The 14,512-nt window shown below is 60.3% G+C and carries 14 protein-coding genes; 9 read left to right on the top strand and 5 right to left on the bottom strand.

Features of this window, described 5'->3' with window-relative positions:
• The first annotated feature begins 7 nt into the window (after positions 1-7).
• A complete protein-coding gene (locus AC53L6_RS15340; protein ID WP_496908467.1) occupies positions 8-400 on the top strand; it encodes a 5-carboxymethyl-2-hydroxymuconate Delta-isomerase in 393 nt (130 codons plus the stop codon).
• An 89-nt stretch (positions 401-489) separates the two neighbouring features.
• Here the strand turns inward: AC53L6_RS15340 and AC53L6_RS15345 are convergent, their stop codons facing one another.
• The 4 genes from AC53L6_RS15345 to AC53L6_RS15360 are packed head-to-tail and all read right to left on the bottom strand — an operon-like array spanning position 490 to position 4,442.
• Positions 490-1,224, bottom strand: a complete 735-nt coding sequence (locus AC53L6_RS15345; RefSeq protein ID WP_496908468.1) for a proteasome-type protease — start codon at positions 1,222-1,224, stop codon at positions 490-492.
• A 39-nt stretch (positions 1,225-1,263) separates the two neighbouring features.
• Entirely contained in the window at positions 1,264-2,064 is an 801-nt protein-coding gene (locus tag AC53L6_RS15350; RefSeq protein ID WP_299207482.1) for a transglutaminase family protein, read from the bottom strand.
• A gap of 4 nt (positions 2,065-2,068) precedes the next feature.
• Positions 2,069-3,010 (bottom strand): alpha-E domain-containing protein, encoded by a 942-nt coding sequence (locus tag AC53L6_RS15355; RefSeq protein WP_299207485.1) that lies wholly within the window; start codon positions 3,008-3,010, stop codon positions 2,069-2,071.
• A gap of 4 nt (positions 3,011-3,014) precedes the next feature.
• Entirely contained in the window at positions 3,015-4,442 is a 1,428-nt protein-coding gene (locus AC53L6_RS15360) for a circularly permuted type 2 ATP-grasp protein (RefSeq protein WP_496908469.1), read from the bottom strand.
• A gap of 220 nt (positions 4,443-4,662) precedes the next feature.
• On the opposite strand from AC53L6_RS15360, the gene AC53L6_RS15365 reads away from it, so the two are divergent.
• The 4 genes from AC53L6_RS15365 to AC53L6_RS15380 all read left to right on the top strand — a co-directional run bounded on the left by AC53L6_RS15365 (position 4,663) and on the right by AC53L6_RS15380 (position 9,044).
• A complete protein-coding gene (locus AC53L6_RS15365; RefSeq protein WP_496908470.1) occupies positions 4,663-5,493 on the top strand; it encodes a 3-oxoadipate:acetyl-CoA acetyltransferase in 831 nt (276 codons plus the stop codon).
• An 86-nt stretch (positions 5,494-5,579) separates the two neighbouring features.
• Positions 5,580-6,815, top strand: coding sequence for an acyl-CoA dehydrogenase family protein (locus AC53L6_RS15370; RefSeq protein ID WP_496908471.1), 1,236 nt, complete (start codon positions 5,580-5,582; stop codon positions 6,813-6,815).
• Between the two features lie 88 nt (positions 6,816-6,903).
• Positions 6,904-8,547, top strand: a complete 1,644-nt coding sequence (locus AC53L6_RS15375; RefSeq protein ID WP_496908472.1) for a hypothetical protein — start codon at positions 6,904-6,906, stop codon at positions 8,545-8,547.
• A 2-nt stretch (positions 8,548-8,549) separates the two neighbouring features.
• Positions 8,550-9,044, top strand: coding sequence for a hypothetical protein (locus tag AC53L6_RS15380; RefSeq protein WP_496908473.1), 495 nt, complete (start codon positions 8,550-8,552; stop codon positions 9,042-9,044).
• Here AC53L6_RS15380 and truA read toward each other — a convergent pair.
• A complete protein-coding gene (gene truA / locus AC53L6_RS15385) occupies positions 9,041-9,808 on the bottom strand; it encodes a tRNA pseudouridine(38-40) synthase TruA (RefSeq protein WP_496908474.1) in 768 nt (255 codons plus the stop codon). The two genes, AC53L6_RS15380 and truA, sit on opposite strands and share 4 nt — an antisense overlap.
• 176 nt (positions 9,809-9,984) lie before the next feature.
• On the opposite strand from truA, the gene AC53L6_RS15390 reads away from it, so the two are divergent.
• From AC53L6_RS15390 to AC53L6_RS15405, 4 genes are read left to right on the top strand one after another with little or no spacing between them, the layout of a single operon-like run.
• The gene (locus AC53L6_RS15390; protein ID WP_496908475.1) at positions 9,985-11,397 is read left to right on the top strand and encodes a YcjX family GTP-binding protein; all 1,413 of its coding nucleotides are present in this window, start codon (positions 9,985-9,987) and stop codon (positions 11,395-11,397) included.
• Positions 11,394-11,840 carry a GNAT family N-acetyltransferase gene (locus AC53L6_RS15395; RefSeq protein WP_299207509.1) on the top strand — a complete coding sequence of 149 codons (447 nt, stop codon included), beginning with the start codon at positions 11,394-11,396 and terminating at the stop codon, positions 11,838-11,840. The genes AC53L6_RS15390 and AC53L6_RS15395 overlap by 4 nt, the downstream gene beginning before the upstream one ends.
• Positions 11,840-12,853, top strand: a complete 1,014-nt coding sequence (locus tag AC53L6_RS15400; RefSeq protein WP_496908476.1) for a YcjF family protein — start codon at positions 11,840-11,842, stop codon at positions 12,851-12,853. Before AC53L6_RS15395 ends, AC53L6_RS15400 begins: the two co-directional genes overlap by 1 nt.
• A 2-nt stretch (positions 12,854-12,855) precedes the next feature.
• A complete protein-coding gene (locus AC53L6_RS15405; RefSeq protein WP_496908477.1) occupies positions 12,856-14,475 on the top strand; it encodes an FAD-dependent oxidoreductase in 1,620 nt (539 codons plus the stop codon).
• Positions 14,476-14,512 lie beyond the last annotated feature (37 nt).

Below are 14,512 nucleotides of genomic sequence, written 5' to 3' on the forward strand. Positions count from 1 at the left end.
TCGGCACATGCCTCATATCGTGATCGACTACTCCGCCAATCTCGAAAGTCAGTTGGACATGCACGGCCTTTGCCGTGCGTTAAAGGATGCAGCGGCAGCTACCGGTGTGTTTCCTGCGGCGGGTATTCGGGTGCGCGCACATGCTGCACAACACAGCGTGATCGCGGATGGTGATCCAAAACACGGTTTCATCGACATTGTGATCCGGTTGGCCGTCGGGCGGACCGAGGACCAGAAAACCGCTGCCACAGATGCGGTCTTTGAGGCGGCCAAGTCCTATACCGCAGATCACATGGCGCATCACCCTTTCATGCTGTCAGTCGAACTTCGAGAGATCGACCAAAACCACAGCCGCAAAACCAGCTCGATCCGCAACTACTTGCCGCCGGACATGCACTAGAAGTTTCTTCTGACTGAAAATACCACGGGGGAGCCCGCAGGGCGGGGGCGGAGCCCCCTAAAATATGTCGTCGCGCAGCGCCTGCGGGATCACTTGAAGGCAAATTCAGGCAATTGATCAAAGGCGACCTTCAGCGCTTGCCCCCATCCATTCGAAACCGTCTGGAAATACGGGTCATCCGCTTCGATCCGCTCGGCATGGGTGATAGACAGGCTGTCGCGATCATAGGTCAAGTAATCAAGTGGCAGGCCCACTGACAGGTTCGACTTGATGGTAGAGTCAAAGCTGACCATGAGCAGCTTTACCGCATCCTCAAAACGCATGGCCGGATCATGGGCACGGACGATGATGGGTTTGCCGTACTTCGCTTCGCCAATCTGGAAAAACGGCGTGTCATCCGAAGCTTCGATGAAGTTCCCTTCGGGATAGACAAGGAAGAGGCGGGGCGGCGATCCCTTGATTTGCCCACCGATGATCATGGTTGCGCCAAACGCGCCATCGGCTTCCATGCCCGTTGTGGCGTTGGATTGGATCACCTCTTTCAGCGTCCGCCCAACCTCTCTCGCAACCTGAAACATAGACGGCGCTTCAAGGATCGACGGGCTGCGATCTTCCGGGGCCTTTGAACGCTCATCCAGAAGCGAGATGACGGATTGCGTGGTCGCAAGGTTTCCGGCTGTCATGATCACGATGACGCGCTCACCTGGCACCTCCCAAGTGTGCATTTTCTTCACGGTCGAGATGTTGTCGACGCCCGCATTGGTGCGTGTGTCGGACATAAAAATCAGTCCGGCATCTAACCGCATCCCTACGCAATAGGTCATATCTTGTGTGTCCCCGCCCCGAGTCGCGGCAAATCTGCGCTATTGCTGCTGCACCTGCAAGGTCACAGACATATCTTCCCCGGCGTTACCATAGCGTAAACCGGAAATCGGGGCGGCCCCGCGATAGTCAAGGCCCGTGGCGACACGCACGTAACGTGCGTCGGGCGAGATGCCGTTGGAAATGTCGAACCCCACCCAACCCAAGCCTTCCACATACGCTTCTGCCCAGGCATGGCTGGCGTCCTGATCGACCCGATCATCCATCATCAGGTATCCCGAGACATAGCGGGCAGGAAACCCGAGTAGGCGGGCCGCCGTGATGAACACATGGGCATGGTCCTGGCATACACCATGACCTGCCTCCATCACGGCTTCCGCCGTGAGGTCAGAGGCCGTCTGATCAGTTGAGTAAGGCACCTGTTCAAGAACATGGGCGGACAGGGCGTGCAGCCGATCCAGATCGCTGCAGTTTGCGGGCGCGCTGTCTGCCAACGCCTGCACGTGCTCACCCGGTTTGGTCAGCACCGTACTGCGCCGGAACAGCCACAAGGGAACATATCCGCCTTGCGGTCCTACAATGCCCGCCTTGTCTTCGACGTCGACAATGCCGGCACAAGTGATCTCAATCTCGGTCTGGCCCGACGCGAAGCTGACCAGATCAACTGCATTTGCGTGCTCATCTTCGAACGACACCTCTACCTGCCCCCCGGTCACATCGATACGCCATTCTTCGACCAATTGACCAAGGCGGGACTTGGGACGCAGGCGGACCTGCTGCAGCCCGTATGGAACAGGCGCGTCGTAGGTGTAGTGGGTTTTGTGAAGAACGTTCAGGCGCATGGGGTCATTCAATAAATCGGTAGTCAATTTCGATCTGGCGACCCAGGGCCGCGCTGTCCCGCAGGAAATCCGTGATGAATTCGTGCAGACCATAGTCAAAGATGGCGTTCATGTCGTGCGCCTTGAATTTCGAACAAAGCGCGTCGGCGAGGGATTGGCAGGTGTGCCGGGTCGCGTATTCCTGCTCGAGGTAGCCGAGGTTGTCGCCGATCTTGCCATAGCAAAAGGCGAGGCTGCGCGGCAGACGACCGTCAAGGATCAGGAACTTTGCGATCGCTTTGGGGTCTACCTCTCCGTCGTGCAGGGTTTGGTAGGCCCGTGTCGTTGATGTGGCGCGCAGGATCGTGTCCCACTGCACGTTGTCGGATGGGCTGCCCACCAGCCGGACCGAGGGCAGCAGGATATAGTATTTCTGATCAAGGATGCGCGCCGTGTTGTCAGCCCGTTCGAAAAAGGTGCCGATCCGGGCAAAGTTGTAGATGTGGTTGCGCACCATCGTGCCGTGCAGCGCCCCGCGCACAAAAGCGCTGCGTTGACGGATCACTTGCAGCACTCGCGGCAGATCGCGGTCTTGGACTTGCTGAGCCAACAGTCGCTTCAGCACCATGTAGCACTCGTTCACCGCCTCCCACACTTCTCGGGTGAGCGCAGTGCGCACAACCCGGGCATTCATGCGCGCGGCTTCGATCCCTGCCATGATCGAGCCGGGGTTGTTCGGGTCGCGCAGCAGGAAGTCGATCACCTTTGGGCCATCGGGCGCGCCGTGTATCTCGGAATATGCTGCGCTCAGGCCGGTTGAGGAAAGGATTGACGTCCATTCACTTTCTGCAGCGCTCGATCGCGTCAGCGAAATGCGCAGCCCCGCGTCAATCATACGTGCGGTGTTCTCGGCCCGTTCAAGGTAGCGGAACATCCAGAAGAGCCCGCCTGCGGTCTTGCCCAGCATCGCGCTACTCCTCCAGCACCCAAGTGTCTTTGGTCCCGCCACCCTGCGATGAGTTCACGACAAGCGACCCTTCAGTAAGGGCCACACGTGTCAGCCCACCGGGCGTGATGTCGATCCGGTCAGGCGAGACAAGGACAAAGGGGCGCAAATCCACGTGGCGCGGCGCAAGGCCCGCATCCGTCAGGATAGGCACTGTGGACAGGGCCAAAGTTGGTTGGGCGATGTAGTTGCCGGGGGCGGCGTCCAGCTTGGCGCGGAAGTCCTCGATCTCTTTCTTGGATGCCGCAGGGCCGACAAGCATCCCGTAGCCGCCCGAGCCATGCACTTCCTTCACCACCAGATCGGCAAGGTTATCGAGCACGTATTTCAGGGCCTGCGGTTCCGAACAGCGATGCGTCGGCACGTTTTGCAGGATTGCCTTTTCGCCGGTGTAGAATTCGACGATGTCCGGCATGTAGCTGTAGATCGCCTTGTCGTCCGCGATCCCCGTGCCGGGTGCGTTGGCAATCGTGATCCCACCGGCGCGATAGACGTCCATGATGCCGGGTACACCCAAAACGCTGTCCGGGTTGAAGTTCATCGGATCGAGATATTCATCATCCACCCTGCGATAAAGCACATCGATAGGTTTGTAGCCCCGTGTGGTCCGCATCGCCACACGCCCGTCCACGACGCGCAAATCATGCCCTTCAACCAGCTCGGCGCTCATTTGATCGGCAAGGAACGCGTGCTCGTAATAGGCCGAGTTGTGGATGCCCGGTGTCAGGACGGCAATGGTCGGGCGACCATTGCAGGCATCCGGTGCGCAGGCTGAAAGCGATTTGCGCAATGATCGTGGGTACTGGCCGACAGATTGCACTTTGATCTTGCTGAACAGCTCCGGGAACATGTGCAGCATCGTCTCGCGGTTTTCGAGCATGTAGCTTACACCCGAAGGGGTGCGCGCGTTGTCTTCCAAAACAAAGAACTCGTCATCCCCGGTGCGCACCAGATCGGTGCCGACGATATGGGTATAGATGTCGCCGGGGGGCGAGACGCCGATCATCTCAGGCAGGAAAGCATCGTTGCGCGCGATCATTTCGGCAGGCAGGCGTCCTGCGCGCACGATCTCTTGTCGATGATAAATATCATGCAGAAAGGCGTTGAGCGCCCGCACACGCTGTTCGATCCCCTTGGCCACCTTTGCCCACTCGCGGGCCGCGATGATACGCGGCACCAAGTCAAATGGGATCAACCGTTCGGTGGCGTCTGGATCGCCGTAGACATTGAAGGTCACGCCGATCAATCGGAATAGCGCTTCGGCTTCCTCTGACTTGGAGAGTAGGCGGGCGGTGTCTTCGTCCGCGAACCATTTGGAGTAATCGGCATAGGGGGCACGTGCGGCTGTGCCGTGGCCAAACATCTCGTCGAAATACGTGGGTCTTCCGGACATGACCTTTAGCCTGCATATTCCACGCAATGTCGCAACAAAAACGACGCAATTGGCGGGTTTCATGTGAAATCCTGTCGAATAATCAGGCGTTTGCTGTATCAAGAGTGCTGCTTGCGCCAGAATGGGCCACACTGAGCACACAGTTTCCGTGCGCGGGCGCACTGGACGTTTCGCCGGGTTTCAGGGACGATGTTACGAAGCATCCAGAATGAGGCGCCCCATGTCCGACCCCTGCATTATCTGTGTCGCTATCACGGGCTCGGTCCCCCAAAAATCGGACAACCCGGCGGTGCCGATCTCAGTGCCGGAACAGGTTGAAAGCACCCATGCCGCGTTCGAGGCGGGGGCGAGCATCTGTCACGCGCATGTGCGGAATGAAGATGGATCGACAACATCTGATCCCGACAAGTTCGCGCTTTTGAAAGAGGGCGTGGAAAAGCACTGTCCGGGCATGATCGTGCAACTCTCCACGGGGGGGAGGTCTGGTGCGGGACAGGCGCGTGGCGGAATGCTGCCACTGCGCCCTGACATGGCGTCGCTGTCTGTGGGGTCGAACAATTTTCCGACGCGGGTTTACGAGAACCCGCCGGAGTTGGTCGAATGGCTAGCGGCCGAGATGATCACCTATGACGTAAAGCCCGAGATCGAGGCGTTTGACCTGAGCCATATCCTCATGGCTGCGGAGATGCACAAAAAGGGCAAGATCAAGGATACGCCATACGTCCAGTTCGTGATGGGGGTGAAGAACGCCATGCCTGCGGATCGGCATGTCTTTGATTTCTATGTGCAAACCGTTCAGCGCCTGTTTCCAGACGCGCCGTGGTGTGCGGCGGGGATCGGGGCGAACCAGATCGTGTTAAACGAATGGGCCGTTGCCGCAGGGGGGCATGCGCGTACCGGGCTTGAGGACAATGTGCGCCTCGACAAGCAGACGCTTGCGCCCTCGAACGCGGCGTTGGTCGAGCGGTTGGTTGATGTTTGTGCCAAGCATGACCGTCCCGTCGCGACCCCAACGCAGGCCCGTGCGATCCTTGGTTTGCGGGCCGCGTGATCAAATTGCCCTAGCGTCACGTCCATGATCCGGTGGACACGGTCCGGTTGATCCGCCACCCTGCCAGTCATCAGGAGGAGATCATCATGGACATGTCATTCACGCTACGCCCCGAGAACCGTGACCTCCTGGACAGGGTGGCCGCCATGATCCGGGATGAGATCATGCCGCTCGAAGAAGAATACGCAGCCGAAGTCGCCAAGGGGGATCGGTGGCAATACACCGACCGGCAGACTGAGATCCTGGAAGGGTTGAAAGCCAAGGCCAAGGCCGCAGGGCTTTGGAATTTTTGGCTGACCGACAGCGACAAGGGGTTTGGGCTTTCGACCGTGGAGTACGCTCATTTCGCCGAGGAGATGGGCAAGACACCGCTTGGCGCCGAGGTGTTCAACTGCTCGGCTCCCGACACCGGCAACATGGAGGTGTTCGAGCGCTACGGAACCGACAAGATGAAGTCCGACTGGCTGGCGCCCTTGCTTGAAGGGAAAATCCGGTCCGCCTATCTGATGACGGAACCCGACGTGGCGTCGTCCGATGCCACCAACATCTCGATGTCCTGTGTGCGGGATGGTGAGGACTATGTTCTGAATGGTGAGAAGTACTGGGCTTCCGGTGCCGGAGACCCACGCTGCAAGGTTTATATCGTCATGGTGAAAACAGGCGGTGACGACCTGCCCAAGCACAAGCGCCAATCCATGATCGTTGTCCCCGCGGGGACAGAAGGGATCGAGGTGCTGCGCCCTATGATGGTTTACGGCCATGACGATGCACCGCACGGGCATATGCATATCAGGTTCACGAATGTGCGCGTGCCTGCCGAAAACATCCTTCTCGGTGAAGGGCGGGGGTTCGAGATTGCACAAGGCCGCCTTGGGCCGGGTCGCATCCACCACTGCATGCGTGCCATCGGTCAGGCCGAAGGAGCACTTGAGCTGATGTGCAAACGGTCGCTGTCCAAGGAGGCGTTCGGCAAGCCACTGGCCCAGCTGGGTGCCAACTACGACATCATTGCCGAGTGCCGGATGGAGATCGAAATGGCCCGGCTTCTGTGCCTCAAGGCCGCGTGGATGATGGACCAGGGCGATGCGCGTGCCGCCGCCCCATGGATCAGTCAGATCAAGGTGATTGCGCCGCGTGTCTCGCTTAAGGTCATCGATGAAGCGGTGCAAATGCACGGCGGGCAGGGGATCAGTCAGGATACACCATTGGCGATCGCGTGGACGCATCAACGCACCTTGCGTCTGGCTGATGGGCCGGATGCTGTGCACCGCCGTCAGGTGGCCCGGGCCGAGCTGAAGAAATACACGCAACAGGCGATGTGATTGTCAGAGCCATGCAACGGCCTGCATGAACGGGCCGAATTGCGCAAAATGACTTGCCACAAGGCCGACTCTTGGCCCTATTGAAGGCATGAAAGATCATGTCCCGCATACAGAGCCTTTGCGCCCACCCGAAACGGTGATGCGCCTTGCGCGCATGGGGCAAATGATGCCCACAAGGCTCAGCTTTTTGCGCGTGCTAGTCCGGCGGTTGTGCACAGAACGCGCTGCTGTTCGGCGCATTCATTGGAATGTGTCGGATGAAGGCCATGGTCAGGCCGCCTATGCCGTTGATTTGGGTGGTAGCACCTATTCGTTGGTCGCAATCTCGAACGACCTGCCTGCAGACCAACGCAGTGATCGGGTGATCGCAACGGCATGGGATGCCGCCTTTGTCCTCTTTGACGGGATCGCTTCATCGGATGACATCGCGCGCATTGCCATACAGGCCCCAAAGCAAGAGGCGGGACGTTTTAGCCCGCGTGACCTTGTACTCAGCCGGGCCAACAAATCTGTCCGCATGTGGGACTCAACGGTTGCAGCCCTGCGGGCAGGGGAACAACCCGACCCCCAGATGATTTGTGACATCGGCTACCTGATGCGCACGACGGCGGTTTATGGCAATGGCAAGTTCGGCATTGCAGATCGCACGTTGGTTGCGGATCGCCCCGGGCTTGAGGGCCCATTTGCCGCCGAAATGCTGACCGTCTACCTGATCCGGCACTTCACGCTTGATCTGGTGCAGCATGTGGGCGGCGGAGCGCTTGATCCGAACCTTGCGCGGCACATCGGTATCGGCAATGCGACCGGGCTGGGCATGGCACCTTTCCTGGTTAATCACCCGGTCCTGCTGCACAACTGGATGCAAGCGCGTGAAACGGCTCTGGCCCGCGTGCTGGCGCGCGAGACGATGACCGAAGCGCAGGCCACGCGGCTGAGAATGCTCGCGATGCGGGCGCAGCACCATCTGGCGGATTGGATTGTCCCGGCCGAGGATCACAATGGCATTCTGCGGCAGCTGGAAGAGGATTGGGCATTGTTTGCCCATCATTTTGATGCGGTGCCTGCAGAGCGATCCTTTGCCGCGCTTTGGAACGCAGCGGCAGGTGAAAATGACACGCTACAAGAACTTCTAGCCGCGCTATTGATCGAAGTCTGCCCGGAAGATGTGGATGACCTGGCGCAAGATATGGGGGATCGGTTCGGGCCTCTGATCGTGCCTTTTGCGGATACTGAAGCACTCAAGTCTGCCATCGAAGCCAAATGGGGCTGGGCGCTTGCCCATGACTATGAGGACGCCGACCAATGCCGGCGGTTCTGGTATGTCAGCGAGGCCAAACTGGAACCGCGACTGGGCGACCGTTTTGCCGAACCCGGAGCCGAGTTGGAAACACCTTTGGACATCGCGCGCCGTGTTGCACAGCTTTATGCCGATCTTCCAACTGCCGCGCTGCCGGTGTCGGAATTCACGGCACAACATCCTGATCACGCCCATGCCATCAATCGGGTCGCCCTTCTAAACCGCTACTCTTACGCAGAAATCCACGATAATCTGATTGCTGCGACCTGTCGCCCCATTGATATGCTGCGTTGCAAGCTCAGTTTCTTTGGTGCGACAAAGTTCGACCCAAAGTCCGACCTGTGGACCCGCATCACGCTGGCACAGGGCGCACCCCTTGGGGGTGAACTACGTCCCGAGATGGATGATTGGTGGCTTCCGGCGATGGAGCGATGAACATGTCATGGACCGAAGTGCAGTCGCTGGGGGTCAAAGCCGCCAGCGGAGCAGGGGTGCCGCCCGCCCAGGCGCTGGCCTTTGGCGCAATGCTGGCCCGTCATATCGCTGATGAAGGTCCGCAGGGCGCTGTCGCTGCGGCTTTGTCCAAGCCCGAGAAAATCGTTGCCTTGGCACACCGGGTTGAAACGATCGTCGAAGCGGCGTCAGTGACGGCCAGACCCGTCGATGCAATGGAAGAGGATGCCGGAACCCGCGCCATGCTGGTCAGCTGGCTGGCTGCTTTGCCCTGCAAGGCTGAACTGGATATCGCGGGGCCAAAGGTGCGGATCAGTCTTTCGCTGTCCGAACCCAGTGCACGGACGCGCCCGGAACGGCTTCACCTCGATCCATCTCTTTCGAAGCAGTTGGATGTTCTGGCCGCCAAGACGTATGTGCCTGACAGTGATGCGTCGCGATCTGGCGGTGCGGGTGCCGGGCTGATGGAACTGGACTAGGCGAACGGATCGTCCGGATAGCCGACCCCGGCAAGATACAGTCCATCCGGCGGGCAGACCGGTCCACACGCGGCGCGGTCACATGCCTCAAGTGCATCCTTGACGTCATCGGGACGCCACGCTCCGGCCCCCACACGCTCCAACGTGCCAACAAAGCTGCGCACCTGGTTGTGGAGAAAGGATCGCGCCCGCACATCAAAATGAACTTCGGGCCCATGCGCGCCGTCCACTTTGGTGACATCCAAGCGATCCAGCGTTTTCAGCGGGCTGTCTGCCTGACAGATCGACGAGCGGAAGGTGGTAAAATCGTGTCGCCCGATCAGGTGGTCCGCTCCGGCCTGCATGGCATCGGCGTCCAAACGATTGTTGACGCGCCACACCAGTCCCCGCAGATGCGTTGCAGGCGCGCGGCGCATCAGGATGCGGAACAGGTAGCGGCGTTCAACGGCAGAAAAGCGCGCGTGCCAATCAACCGCAACCTTGGCGCAGGCGACAATCGCGACCGGGTGCGGTTTCAAATGGTGGTTCAGCGCTTCGGACAGGCGAAACGGATCCCAGTCCCTTTCCATGTCGCAATGTGCGACCTGCGCCAGCCCATGGACGCCCGCATCGGTACGCCCGGCAGCGGCAATGGTGTGATCCCGGGGTTCCAGCCGAGCCAGCGCGCTTTCAATCGCGCCCTGCACAGACGGTTGATCCGCCTGTCGCTGCCATCCGGCAAAAGGACCACCATGATATTCGACTTTGAGGGCATAGCGCGGCATGAAAGCCCACCTAGCTCCAAACACAGTCTCCTGCAACGGCGCGCAACTGGTCCTGCCTTCCCTGTTTCCAAAAAATCCCCGCCGGAGGCTCCCGCACTCACACCCCTGGCGACACTGAACTGGTGCGGGACCGTGCAACACCTTACATAGGCTCCAAGACATGAAGGGGGCCGCACGTGGTTCTGACGACAATTGCCGATGGCGTGCTAGATGTGGCCCAGGGCATTTACGATACTGGGGCGAACCTGTTTGGTGACACGACCATCCGGCTGGGGGTGACCGGGCTAGCACGCTCAGGCAAGACGGTATTCATCACGTCGCTCGTTGCGAACCTGTTGGATCAGGGGCGGATGCCGCACTTGCTGGCCGCCAGCGAAGGACGGATCGCCGCCGCCTATCTGCAACCGCAACCCGACGACACGGTGCCGCGCTTCGATTACGAGGCGCACATGGGCGCGCTGACTGGCAATCCGCCCAGCTGGCCCGATAGTACGCGTGCTGTCAGCGAGTTGCGGGTGTCGCTGAGGGTCAAGCCAAACGGTTTGCTGGCGGGGTTGCAGGGCCCCCGGACCGTGCATCTCGATATCATCGACTACCCGGGCGAATGGTTGCTGGATCTTGGGCTTCTGGATCAAAGCTATGACGAATGGTCCGCGTCCGTGTTGTCTCGCCTTGAAAAACGCGACAGCGCCGCCGACTTTCGCGCGGTTCTTGCCCCTGTGGATGGCGGGGGCAAACTGGACGAGGTGCAGGCCAAAACACTTGCCGCCGCCTTCACAGAATACCTGCACGCGGCCCGCGCCGCAGGGTACTACGATTGCACGCCCGGTCGCTTCTTGCTGCCTGGCGATCTGGCCGGGTCTCCGGTCCTGACCTTTGCGCCGCTGCCGCCCGGGGATGCGCCCCGGCGGTCCTTGCGGCGTGAAATGGCACGGCGCTTTGAGGCGTACAAGTCGCAGGTGGTGCGCCCATTCTTCCGTGATCACTTTGCTCGCATCGACCGCCAAGTCGTGCTGGTGGATGCGCTTGGTGCCATCCACAACGGACCAGCTGCGGTCGAAGACATGCGGGCCGCCATGTCCGAAATCCTGGCTGCCTTCCGCCCCGGCAGAAATGCGTTCCTGAGCCAACTGTTCCGGGGCAAACGCGTCGAAAAAATCCTGTTTGCTGCGACCAAGGCCGATCATTTGCATCACAGCCAGCACGCCCGACTGACGGCCATCATGGAGGCGTTGACCCGCGAGGCTCGCGACCGTGCGCGCTTTGCCGGGGCAGACACACAAGCGTTGGCACTTGCTGCACTGCGCGCCACGACGGAAGAGACCGTGCAACATGATGGCAGCCCTCTCGAAGTTGTGCGGGGTACCTTGCTCGAAAACGGAAAACAGGCAGCCTTCTACCCCGGTGCGTTGCCGGATGACCCGGCGCATATCCTTTCGCCGGCAGCGAATGGGGCGCAGGATTGGCTGGATGGTGATTACAAGGTGATGCGGTTTGCCCCGGCACCTCTGACCTTGCGTCCGGGCGATGGCCCGCCACACATCCGGCTCGACCGCGCCGCACAGTTCCTGTTCGGGGATAGGCTGTGAGTGTGTTGCTCAGGGCGGCCCAGCCAACGGATGCAGGCGCGGTGGGTGCGATCCTGTCGGGCTTCATTGATGGGACAGATTGGATGCCGCGCATTCATACGAGGGCCGAGGACCTTTCTTTTGCTGGGCACATGATCGAACAGGGTTGGGTCACAGTGGCTGAAGGCGGTGGGCAGGTCCGCGCCTTTTCGGCGCGCAACGGGGCCGATGTGCATGCACTTTATGTTGATGTGAGTGCACAGGGGCAGGGCATTGGTGCTGATCTACTGGCGCGGATGCAAGCCGACGCGGGTCATCTGACGCTCTGGACCTTTCAGGCCAACACGGGTGCGCAACGGTTTTACCTGCGGCACGGCTTTGCCGAGACGGAACGCACCGACGGCGCACGCAACGACGAAGGTTTGCCCGACATTCGCTACGACTGGCACAAAAGGAATACGTGATGGCCAAAGGTCCGGTACTGATCGAGATCGATGAGGAGCCTGTTCCGAAAGTGGCAGAGGCGCCACCTGTGCCCGACCCCATCCCCGTCGCCACTCCGCGGGGCGAGGCGATGCAAATGGCCGCCCGTGTCGCAGCGCGCAAACCTTCGCGGCTTGGTCGTTTGTTCTGGGGGTTGGCGGGCGCAGTGCTGACGGCGGTTCTGAGCGCCGCTGCTTGGGAGTTCGTGACCGGTTGGATTGCCCGCGCGCCAGTTGTGGGTTGGGCCTTTACCGGGCTGTTGGGGGCCTTTGTCCTAACCCTACTTATCATCTGCTTGCGGGAACTGGCGGCACTTCGGCGGCTTGCACGGCTGGACGGTTTGCGCCACGCGGCCGCGCAGGCAACCGAACAGAACGATCTTGCCGCCGCCCGCGTGGTGGTCGACCGGCTTGATGGGCTGTATCGCGCGCGGCCGGATACGGAATGGGGACGCGCGCGTCTGGCCGAGTTGCGTGGCGACCAGATGGATGCGACCGGCTTGCTCAAATTGGCCGAAGACACGCTTGTGGCCCCATTGGACAAGGCTGCTGAGCGGGAAGTTGAAGCTGCTGCACGGCAGGTTGCCACGGTTACAGCCCTAGTTCCGTTGGCACTCGCCGACGTGGTCGCGGCGCTGACCGCCAACCTGCGCATGATCCGGCGCATTGCCGAGATTTACGGCGGGCGCGGGGGGGTGTTGGGCAGTTGGCGCCTGACCCGTGCCGTGATGGCGCATCTGGTTGCCACGGGTGCTGTTGCTGTGGGCGATGATATGCTGGAACCTGTTTTAGGTGGTTCAATTTTAGGCAAATTGTCCCGCCGATTTGGCGAAGGCCTGGTAAACGGCGCTTTGACAGCCCGTGTCGGGGTGGCCGCCATGGAAGTGTGCCGGCCACTGACCTATCTCCCCGGTGACAGGCCCAAGGCACGCCGCCTCGTGAAACAGGCGCTTGGTGGTCTATTTCAGAGCCAGAGAGACAAAGGAACCGACTGACAATGGAAACTTTTGCCCCCGACCTTGCCACAATGGTGCGCACACCACTGACCGATGAGCATGTGGATGCGCTGCGCCGTGTTGGAACCGTGATGGAGGTCAAGGCGGGCGAATACTTCCAACGGGCAGGTGAGCGTATCGACACTTTCCACTATCTTTTGTCTGGAGAAACGGAGGCGGTAAATTCGTCCAGTGGCAAACGCTACGGGAATGCAACGCTTGGCCCCGGTCAGTTCTTTGGCGAACTGGCGTTTCTGAACGGCGGTCATGCCTTCATGGGCGCGCGCGCGGTGCAAGACACGCAGTTGCTCTGTGTTCCGCGCGACGAGATGCTGAAACTCATGTCGGACGTTCCCGAGATGTCGGACATCGTCATTACTGTCTTTGCCGCGCGGCGCCGCCGCATGCTGGACATGTCCGAAGGCGGGCTGACCTTGATCGGTGGCGAGGTGAACCGCGATGTGCGACGCATTGCCAGCTTCGCCTCGCGCAATCGCATTCCGTTTGTTGAGGTCGAGATTGACAGCACCGAGGGTAACGATCTTGCCAACACATGCAGTATCAATCGCGCCCATCCGGCGGTGGTTTTTGCCAAGCATCAGGTGATTGATCCGCCCACACCCCGTGGGGTCGCCGCGACACTGGGCCTTGATATGTCGCTGCGCAAGGAAGACGTCTATGACGTGGCCATCGTGGGCGGTGGGCCCGCGGGTGTTGCGGCCGGGGTCTATGCCGGGGCCGAAGGGCTGTGTGCGGTGGTGCTGGAGGACCTTGCCATTGGCGGTCAGGCAGGCACGTCGTCGCGGATCGAGAACTACATGGGCTTTCCCACCGGCATCTCGGGCGGTGACCTTGTGGGCCGGGGCGAGGTGCAGGCGATGAAGTTCGGCACACGCTTTGCCGTGCCCGTCCGTGCGACCGAGTTGATGCAATGCGAAAAGCATCTGTTCCACATCAAGTTAGACAATGACGACTGGGTATCGGCCAAGTCGCTCGTTGTGGCGACGGGTGTGCAATACCGCCGCCTGCCGCTTGAGCGGCTCGAAGATATGGAAGGCAATGGCGTCTATTACGCAGCAACGGATGTGGAAGCGCGTTATTGCAAGGGTTCAGAGGTTGCGGTGATCGGAGGCGGCAACTCGGCTGGACAGGCGGCCATGTTTCTGGCGCGGACCGCGAAACATGTGCACGTGCTGGTGCGTGGCGAAACCCTGTCATCCTCAATGTCGGACTACTTGTTACAACGTTTGGAAAGCCACCCGAGGATCACCATCCACTTGTGCACCGAGGTCAAGGAGTTGCATGGCAATGATCGGCTGGATTCCATCACCATCCATGACCGGCGCGGTGGTCAAAGCTGGCAATTGAACACCAAGGCGCTGTTTATCATGGTCGGGGCCGCGCCCAACACCAATTGGCTGTCCGATCTGGTCGAATTGGACGACAGAGGTTTTGTCAAAACTGGACCGGATGTGGGCGCTGTCACTGGCTATGAAACTTCGCGCCCTGGCATTTTCGCGGTAGGCGATGTGCGTGCAGGCTCTGTCAAGCGGGTGGCGAGCGCCGTGGGTGAAGGATCCGTGGTGATGTCTGCTGTTTGGGCCCATATCGCGGACGACTGACGCAACAGCGTTCCATGGTGATGCAAGGCCGACCTGC

Source organism: Tateyamaria sp. LSS28 (assembly GCF_059611725.1).

What these genes read in the sequence shown, in the direction of transcription:
- AC53L6_RS15375 (WP_496908472.1), top strand. Translation starts at nt 6,904, where the DNA reads ATGAAAGATCATGTCCCGCATACAGAGCCTTTGCGCCCACCCGAAACG.
- AC53L6_RS15340 (WP_496908467.1), top strand. Translation starts at nt 8, where the DNA reads ATGCCTCATATCGTGATCGACTACTCCGCCAATCTCGAAAGTCAGTTG.
- AC53L6_RS15350 (WP_299207482.1), bottom strand. Translation starts at nt 2,064, where the DNA reads ATGCGCCTGAACGTTCTTCACAAAACCCACTACACCTACGACGCGCCT.
- AC53L6_RS15400 (WP_496908476.1), top strand. Translation starts at nt 11,840, where the DNA reads ATGGCCAAAGGTCCGGTACTGATCGAGATCGATGAGGAGCCTGTTCCG.
- AC53L6_RS15370 (WP_496908471.1), top strand. Translation starts at nt 5,580, where the DNA reads ATGGACATGTCATTCACGCTACGCCCCGAGAACCGTGACCTCCTGGAC.
- AC53L6_RS15405 (WP_496908477.1), top strand. Translation starts at nt 12,856, where the DNA reads ATGGAAACTTTTGCCCCCGACCTTGCCACAATGGTGCGCACACCACTG.
- AC53L6_RS15380 (WP_496908473.1), top strand. Translation starts at nt 8,550, where the DNA reads ATGTCATGGACCGAAGTGCAGTCGCTGGGGGTCAAAGCCGCCAGCGGA.
- truA (WP_496908474.1), bottom strand. Translation starts at nt 9,808, where the DNA reads ATGCCGCGCTATGCCCTCAAAGTCGAATATCATGGTGGTCCTTTTGCC.
- AC53L6_RS15345 (WP_496908468.1), bottom strand. Translation starts at nt 1,224, where the DNA reads ATGACCTATTGCGTAGGGATGCGGTTAGATGCCGGACTGATTTTTATG.
- AC53L6_RS15360 (WP_496908469.1), bottom strand. Translation starts at nt 4,442, where the DNA reads ATGTCCGGAAGACCCACGTATTTCGACGAGATGTTTGGCCACGGCACA.
- AC53L6_RS15355 (WP_299207485.1), bottom strand. Translation starts at nt 3,010, where the DNA reads ATGCTGGGCAAGACCGCAGGCGGGCTCTTCTGGATGTTCCGCTACCTT.
- AC53L6_RS15365 (WP_496908470.1), top strand. Translation starts at nt 4,663, where the DNA reads ATGTCCGACCCCTGCATTATCTGTGTCGCTATCACGGGCTCGGTCCCC.